Here is a 7,253-nt window from a genome sequence, read left to right on the forward strand (position 1 = left end):
CGGGCTCGGCGGACGCGCGCCGCCGGCGCAGCGGCAGCCGCCCCGTCGACAGGGCGAGGGTGATCGCATCCTTCAGGGCGCGGGCGCGGCGAGGGTCTCCCCCGGCGTTGACGGCCACGGTCACGTCCCCGGCCCGGACGACGGCGGGCGTCCAGGCGGCGGAGGACTCGGCATCGGAGGCGTCGACACACCAGACGCGGCGGGCCTCGGCGTCGGAGGCCACGGCCCCGTCCACGGCCCGGTCACCGGTGGCGGTCTGGGCGAACCAGACCCCGTCGAGGTCGGACGGGCGGTAGGGGCGGCGATGCAGGGTGAGCAGACCGGCCGCCGCGAGCCGCTCCACCTCCTCCCCCGGCTTCGGGGCCACCACGGTGACGAGCGCGCCGGCGTCGAGGAGGGCACCCACGCGGCGGCCGGCCACGCGCCCGCCGCCCACGATCAGGACGGGCCGGCCGAGCAGACGCAGGGAGGTGGGGTACAGATCGGACGCGGTCATCGCGTGCTCCCTTCCAGCAGCCCGCGGCGGCGCAGCATGCGCCGCTCGACGGGGCCGAATGCGGCCAGTTCGAAGAGGACGCCGACGGCCAGGATGGTCAGGACGGCGCAGAGGACGACGGCGAGGTCGGACGCGGCCCGTCCCTCGTGGAGCAGGGTCCCGAGTCCCACGCCCATGGGCCCGCCGACGGCGATGATCTCGGCGGCCATGAGGCCTCGCCACGCGAAGGCCCAGCCCTGGCGCAGGCCGGAGACGAAGGCGGGCAGGGCGGCCGGGAGGACCACCAGCAGGGCGGTCTCGAGACGCGAGGCGCCCAGCACCCGGGCCGCGCGACGCAGCTGCGGCGGCACCTGGTCCGTGCCGGTGGTGAGGCCGGCGACCACGGCGGGGACGGCGCCGGTGAGCATCACGAAGTACGCGGTGGCGTCGCTGAGGCCGAACCACAGCACCGCGAGCGGCACCCAGGCCACGTTGGGCAGCACCATCAGGGCCGTGAGCAGCGGGCCGAACGCCCGCCGCAGGACGCTGACCTGTCCGAGCAGCAGGCCCAGCCCGACGCCGACGACCACGGCGAGTGCGAAGCCGACGACGGCGCGGCCCACCGACGTCGCCACTGCCTGCTGGACGAGACCCTGGGCCCACAGCGTCCCGAAGGCCCCGAGGACGTCGCCGGGACCGGTGATCGGCTCGCCGCGCGCACCGGCCAGCCACGCGAAGGCCTGCCAGATCGCCACGAGCAGGACGACGGCGGCCACCGGGAGCAGGACCCGGCTCCAGTCCCACCCGGCCAGACCCGTCCGACGGGTCGAGTCGACGGCCTGGAGCGCGTCGAGGCCGCTGTCGAGCTCGCGCAGCTCGTCGTCGGTGGCGGCCCCCGGCGCGCGGCCGGGGGCGTCGAGGGTGGGGGTGTCAGTGCGCATGGCGACGGATCTCCTGACCGAGTCGGGCGGTGATGGCGGCCGTGAGGGCGGCCGCGGCGGGCGCGTCGTGGCGGGCGGCTGCGGGCACGTCCCATTCGGCGACGACGCGACCCGGACGTGAGGACAGCAGCAGCACCCGCTGGCCGAGGCGGACGGCCTCGGCCACGTTGTGGGTGACGAACACGACCGTCCGGCCGGTCTGCCGCCACACGCGCTCGAGCTCCCCATGCAGCAGGTCGCGGGTGATCGCGTCCAAGGCCGCGAACGGCTCGTCCATGAGCAGCAGGGGGCGGTCCTGGGCGAGGGCCCGGGCCAGGGCGACGCGCTGGCGCATGCCGCCGGAGAGCTGGTGGGGTCGCAGGTCGGCGGCGTCGTCCAGGTGGACGAGGCGCAGCAGCTCCCCGGCACGCTCCCGACGCTCCCCCGCGGCCACACCGGCGAAGCGGAGGGCGAGCTCGATGTTGCCGCGGGCGGTGAGCCACGGGAAGAGGGCGGCGTCCTGGAACATGAACGCGGCCCCCTCCCGGGGGGTCTTGACGACGCCCGCGGTGGGCGCCTCGAGCCGGGCGATGATGTTCAGCAGGGTGGACTTGCCGCATCCGGACGCGCCGAGCAGGCAGACGAACTCGCCCGGCTCGATCCGCACGGAGACGTCCTCCAGCACGGGCGTGGGCCCGCCGAAGCTCTTGCCCACGTCCTCCATCACCACTGTCATGACCGCTCCCGTCGCCCCGTCGTCATCCGGATCAGGCCTCGTCGCCGCCGCGCACCATGCCGGCGGCGAGCGTGGCCCCGTCCTGGGGGTCGATCACGAGGAACGCCCCGGTGCGCCGATGCACGGCGTAGGGCTCCACGGGCAGCGGCGCGGCCAGGTGCAGGCGCACCTGTCCGATGTCGTTGAGCCCGAGGGTCTCGGCCGGGTCGAGCCGCAGGGTGTCGAGGTCGAGCCGACCGGCCACCTCCTGGACGAGCGCCCGGACGACGGCGGTGCCGTGCTTGACGAGGACCTGCTGCCCGACGCGCAGCGGTGCGGCGGAGAGCCAACACAGCGCGGCGGCCACCTCCGTGGTGGGGCGCGGGGCGGTGTCCGCGGCGGCGATCGTGTCCCCGCGGGCCACGTCCACCTCGTCGGCCAGGCGCAGGACCACCGACTGTGGGGAGGAGGCCTCCTCAAGGGATTCCCCGGCGGCGTCCACGCCCACCACGGTCGTGGTGCGCGCCGGCTGCCCCGGGCTGAGGACGGCGACGGCGTCCCCGGGCCGGACGGTGCCCGCCACGACCTGCCCGGCGTAGCCGCGGTAGTCGCGGAACACCTCGGGGTCGAGGCCGGGGGCCAGGGCGCCCTGGGGGCGCACCACGAGCTGCACCGGGAAGCGGAAGGAGGCGGCGGCGTCGTCCTCGGCGTCCGCCCCGGGCAGGGACTCGAGCAGCTCCATGAGCGTGGGGCCGGTGTACCAGTCCGTCCGCTCGGAGCGGGTGACCACGTTGTCGCCCTGGAGGGCGGACACCGGGACGCTCACCGCGTCGGAGAGGCCGAGCTCCCGGGCCACGCGCCGGACGTCCTCGGCGATCGCGGTGAAGACCCCCTCGGAGTAGTCCACGAGATCGATCTTGTTGACGGCGACGATCACGTGCGGCACCCGCAGCAGGGCCACCACGCTGAGGTGGCGTCGGGTCTGCTCCACCACGCCCTTGCGGGCGTCCACGAGCAGCACGACGGCGTCGGCCGTCGAGGCGCCCGTGACGGTGTTGCGGGTGTACTGCACGTGCCCGGGGCAGTCGGCCAGCACGAAGGTGCGCCGGTCCGTGGCGAAGTACCGGTACGCGACGTCGATCGTGATCCCCTGCTCCCGCTCGGCGCGCAGGCCGTCGGTCAGCAGCGCCAGGTCCAGCCCGCCCTCGGCGCCGCCGAAGCCGCGCTCGGCGGAGGTGCGGGCCACGGCCTCGAGCTGGTCGGCCAGGACGGCCTTGGAGTCGTGCAGGAGGCGGCCCACGAGGGTGGACTTGCCGTCGTCGACCGAGCCGGCCGTGGCCAGGCGGAACAGGGTCCCGGCGGGGGCGTGCCGGTCCAGCAGTGCGGTGCTCATCAGAAGTACCCGTCCTTCTTGCGATCTTCCATGGCCGCCTCGGAGATGCGGTCGTCGGCGCGGGTGGCCCCGCGTTCGGTCAGGGTGGAGGCGGCGACCTCGAGCACGACGTCCTCGACGGTGGCGGCGTCCGAGAGGACGGCGCCGGTGCAGGACATGTCGCCCACCGTGCGGTAGCGCACCGTCCGCGTGGTGACCTCCTCGCCCTCGGTCGGGCGGGAGTGCTCCCCCACGGCGCGCCACATGCCGTCGCGGCGGAAGACCTCCCGCTCGTGCGCGTAGTAGATGGGGGGCAGCTCGATGCCCTCGCGGGCGATGTACCGCCACACGTCCAGTTCGGTCCAGTTGCTGATGGGGAACGCGCGGACGTGCTGGCCGGGGGTGTGACGGCCGTTGTAGAGGTTCCACAGCTCGGGGCGCTGGTTGCGCGGGTCCCACTGCCCGAACGCGTCGCGCAGGCTGATGATCCGCTCCTTGGACCGCGCCTTGTCCTCGTCACGGCGGCCTCCCCCGAAGACGGCGTCGAACCGGTTGGTCCGGATCGTGTCCAGCAGGGGGGTGGTCTGCAGGGTGTTGCGGGTGCCGTCGGCGCGCTCACGCAGCTCGCCGCGGTCGATGTACTCCTGCACGGAGCCCACCACGAGCCGCAGGCCGAGCCGCTCCACCGTGCGGTCGCGGAACTCGAGGACCTCGGGGAAGTTGTGGCCGGTGTCCACGTGGACCACCGGGAAGGGGATCCTGCCCGGCCAGAAGGCCTTCGCGGCCAGGTGGAGCATCACCACCGAGTCCTTGCCGCCCGAGAAGAGCATGGCGGGGCGCTCGAACTCGGCCACCACCTCGCGGATGATGTGGATCGCCTCGGCCTCCAGGGCGTCCTGGACGTCGGGCCCGGCGGGGCTCACGGTCCCCGGGTCGGGGGCATGGGTGAGGGTCATCGTGTCTCCTTGGTCTGTCTCGGGTGCGGCGCTCAGACGTGGATGCCGCACTCGGTCTTCGCGGTCCCGGCCCAGCGCCCGGCTCGGGGGTCCTCCCCGGGGGCGACGGGGCGGGTGCAGGGACGGCAGCCGATCGACGGGTAGCCGTTCTGCAGGAGCAGGTTCACGGGCACGTCGTGGTCCGTGGCGTAGCCGACCAGGTCGTCGAAGCTCCACGGGGCGACGGGGTTGACCTTGACCATGCCGTGGGCCTCGTCCCAGCCCACCAGCGGGGTGTTCGTGCGCGTCGGCGCCTCGTCCCGGCGGACGCCGGTGAACCACAGGTCGTATCCGGCCAGCGCCCGGTTGAGGGGCTCGACCTTGCGCATCGCGCAGCACAGCCCCGGGTCACGGGCGAACAGGTCCTTGCCGTGGCGCTCGTCCTGCTCGGCCACGGTCAGCTCCGGGAGCACGTCCACCACGGTGACGTCGAGGCGGCGGGCCACCTCGTCGCGCGTCGCGAGGGTCTCGGTGAAGTGATAGCCGGTCTCCAGGAAGAGGACGTCCACGCCGGGCATCCGCTGCGCCACCAGGTGCGGCAGGACGGCGTCGGCCATGGAGCAGGCGACGGCGGCCCGGCGGAGGTCCACATGGCGGGCGGCCCAGTCGACCACCGCCGCGGCGGGGGCGTCCCAGCCGAGCTCGGCGGCGCCGGACTCCGCGAGTGCCTGCAGGCGCTCGAGGTCCTCGGTCGGACGGGTGGGGGGAACGGTGCTCATCGGAGGGCCTCCTCGTCGACTCGGTGCGCCCACCGGGCGAAGGTCTCGCCCGGCTCGCGCTGCTCGTCGTACCGGCGGACGAGGCGCTCGACGTAGTCGACCAGCCCGTCCGCGCGGACCTTCAGGCCGCGGACGCTGCGTCCGAGGCCGGCCTCGGCGCGGTCCACGGAGGCCAGCCCGCCGCCCAGGTGCACCTGGAAGCCGGGCGTCTGGCCGCCGTCGTCGTCCGGGAGCAGCTGCCCCTTCAGACCGATGTCCGCGGTCTGGATGCGGGCGCAGGAGTTGGGGCAGCCGTTCACATGCAGGCTCAGCCGCTCGGGGAGGCGGTCGGCGAGGTCGGCCAGGCGCTCCTCCAGCTGGGCGATCGCGGCGGTGGCGGTGTCCTTCGTGTCCACGATGGCGAGCTTGCAGAACTCCAGGCCCGTGCAGGCGATGGTGGAGCGGCGGAACACGGACGGCTCCGGGTCCAGTCCCAGCTCCTTCAAACCGGCCACGACGGCGTCCACCCGGTCCCGCTCCACGTCCAGCACCACGATCTTCTGGTGGGGGGTGGTCCGCAGCCGCGTGGAGCCGTGGGCCTCGAGCAGGTCCGCGAGGGCGGTGAGGGTGGTGCCGCTGGAGCGGCCGACGACGGGGGCGGCACCGATGTAGAAGCGGCCGTCCTTCTGCTCGTGGACCCCCACGTGGTCGCCGGGGCGGGTGGGCGGGGCCGGGGCGGGGCCGTCGGGCAGGGCGTAGCCGAGGTACTCCTCCTCCAGCACGGTGCGGAACCTCGCCGGCCCCCAGTCCTCGAGCAGGTACTTCATGCGGGCCTTGTTGCGCAGGCGCCGGTAGCCGTAGTCGCGGAAGATGCTCACGACGGCGTGCCACACCTCGGGGGCGCGCTCGGCCGAGACGAACGCACCGATCCGGTCGGCCAGGCGGGCCTTCGTGGACAGGCCGCCACCGACCCACAGGTCGTAGCCGGGGCCCAGCTCGGGGTGCACCACGCCGATCAGGGAGATGTCGTTGATCTCGTGGACCACGTCCTGGGAGGGATGGCCGGTGATGGCGGTCTTGAACTTGCGGGGCAGGTTGGAGACCTCGAGGTCGCCGATCCAGCGGTCCGCGATCTCCCGGATCACGGGCGTGGGGTCGATGATCTCGTCCGCGGCGATCCCGGCCACCGGTGAGCCGAGGATCACGCGCGGCACGTCGCCGCAGGCCTCGGTGGTGGACAGGCCCACGGACTCCAGGCGCCGCCAGATCTCGGGGACGTCCTCGACGCGGATCCAGTGCAGCTGGACGTTCTGCCGGTCGGTGATGTCCGCGGTGTCACGGCCGAAGTCGGTGGAGATCCCGCCGATCACGCGCAGCTGCTCGGTGGTGAGGTCACCGCCGTCGATGCGCACGCGCAGCATGAAGTAGCGGTCCTCGAGTTCGTGGGGCTCCAGGGTGGCGGTCTTGCCGCCGTCGATCCCCTGCCGGCGCTGGGTGTACAGGCCCCACCAGCGGAAGCGGCCGTGCAGGTCGTCCGAGGGGATCGAGTCGAAGCCCTCGTGGGCGTAGACCTGCTCGATGCGCTCGCGGACGTTCAGGCCGTCGTCCTGCTGCTTGAACTCCTCGTTGTGGTTCAGGGGGGCGGTCCCGTCCACCTTCCACTGGCCGTGCGGCTTGGCGGAGGGACGGCGCGGAGTGCGCGCCGGCCTCGACGTCTCGTTCACCTGGGTCATGGCCGCCACGCTAGGAACCCGGCATGCCAGCCCCCAAGATCGTCGACGCGGTTCGTCACGTTCCCGGGGCCGGGCCGCGGTCGGTGCCCGGCCCGGCCCCGGTCGTGTGACGAACGGCTCAGCGGCCTCCGGCGGCTCCCCTCGGGGCCTCAGCGAGGGCGGACCGCAGCCGGTCCAGGGCGATCCGCGCCACCAGCGGATGCGGCAGCAGGGGGTCGGTGACCGCGTCCGCGCCGGCCTCGCCGAGTCGGTCGTGGAAGTACCCGGGGGCCAGCAGGTGGGCGGCCACCACGGCGCGACGGCCGGCGGCGCGCACCCGGGAGACGGCGTCGGGCACCCGGGGGG

Annotated in this window: 7 protein-coding genes and 1 pseudogene; all 8 read right to left on the bottom strand. The window is 74.1% G+C overall.

Going from position 1 to position 7,253, the window contains the following annotated elements:
• The coding region (locus HMPREF3105_RS11280; protein WP_141762526.1) for a precorrin-2 dehydrogenase/sirohydrochlorin ferrochelatase family protein at positions 1-496 on the bottom strand (496 nt) is incomplete at its 3' end.
• Positions 493-1,416 carry an ABC transporter permease gene (locus HMPREF3105_RS11285; protein ID WP_070709663.1) on the bottom strand — a complete coding sequence of 308 codons (924 nt, stop codon included), beginning with the start codon at positions 1,414-1,416 and terminating at the stop codon, positions 493-495. The genes HMPREF3105_RS11285 and HMPREF3105_RS11280, both read right to left, overlap by 4 nt.
• Entirely contained in the window at positions 1,406-2,131 is a 726-nt protein-coding gene (locus tag HMPREF3105_RS11290) for an ABC transporter ATP-binding protein (RefSeq protein ID WP_010078844.1), read from the bottom strand. The genes HMPREF3105_RS11285 and HMPREF3105_RS11290 overlap by 11 nt, the downstream gene beginning before the upstream one ends.
• Before the next feature lie 31 nt (positions 2,132-2,162).
• The gene (locus tag HMPREF3105_RS11295) at positions 2,163-3,503 is read right to left on the bottom strand and encodes a sulfate adenylyltransferase subunit 1 (RefSeq protein WP_070709666.1); all 1,341 of its coding nucleotides are present in this window, start codon (positions 3,501-3,503) and stop codon (positions 2,163-2,165) included.
• Positions 3,503-4,438 carry a sulfate adenylyltransferase subunit CysD gene (gene cysD, locus HMPREF3105_RS11300; protein ID WP_070709669.1) on the bottom strand — a complete coding sequence of 312 codons (936 nt, stop codon included), beginning with the start codon at positions 4,436-4,438 and terminating at the stop codon, positions 3,503-3,505. Before cysD ends, HMPREF3105_RS11295 begins: the two co-directional genes overlap by 1 nt.
• Before the next feature lie 32 nt (positions 4,439-4,470).
• Entirely contained in the window at positions 4,471-5,196 is a 726-nt protein-coding gene (locus HMPREF3105_RS11305) for a phosphoadenylyl-sulfate reductase (protein ID WP_041104785.1), read from the bottom strand.
• Positions 5,193-6,908: a nitrite/sulfite reductase gene (locus tag HMPREF3105_RS11310; RefSeq protein WP_070709672.1), complete on the bottom strand. Its 1,716-nt coding sequence runs from the start codon at positions 6,906-6,908 to the stop codon at positions 5,193-5,195. Before HMPREF3105_RS11310 ends, HMPREF3105_RS11305 begins: the two co-directional genes overlap by 4 nt.
• 118 nt (positions 6,909-7,026) lie before the next feature.
• Positions 7,027-7,253: pseudogene (locus tag HMPREF3105_RS11315) on the bottom strand (sirohydrochlorin cobaltochelatase); the annotation flags it as partial.

The sequence above is a fragment of the Micrococcus sp. HMSC31B01 genome, assembly GCF_001816085.1.
In the GTDB taxonomy this organism is placed as follows: Bacteria; Actinomycetota; Actinomycetes; order Actinomycetales; family Micrococcaceae; genus Micrococcus; species Micrococcus luteus.

Coding starts and splice junctions, on each gene's coding strand:
- HMPREF3105_RS11290 (WP_010078844.1), bottom strand. CDS start 2,131: ATGACAGTGGTGATGGAGGACGTGGGCAAGAGCTTCGGCGGGCCCACG.
- HMPREF3105_RS11305 (WP_041104785.1), bottom strand. CDS start 5,196: ATGAGCACCGTTCCCCCCACCCGTCCGACCGAGGACCTCGAGCGCCTG.
- HMPREF3105_RS11310 (WP_070709672.1), bottom strand. CDS start 6,908: ATGACCCAGGTGAACGAGACGTCGAGGCCGGCGCGCACTCCGCGCCGT.
- cysD (WP_070709669.1), bottom strand. CDS start 4,438: ATGACCCTCACCCATGCCCCCGACCCGGGGACCGTGAGCCCCGCCGGG.
- HMPREF3105_RS11295 (WP_070709666.1), bottom strand. CDS start 3,503: ATGAGCACCGCACTGCTGGACCGGCACGCCCCCGCCGGGACCCTGTTC.
- HMPREF3105_RS11285 (WP_070709663.1), bottom strand. CDS start 1,416: ATGCGCACTGACACCCCCACCCTCGACGCCCCCGGCCGCGCGCCGGGG.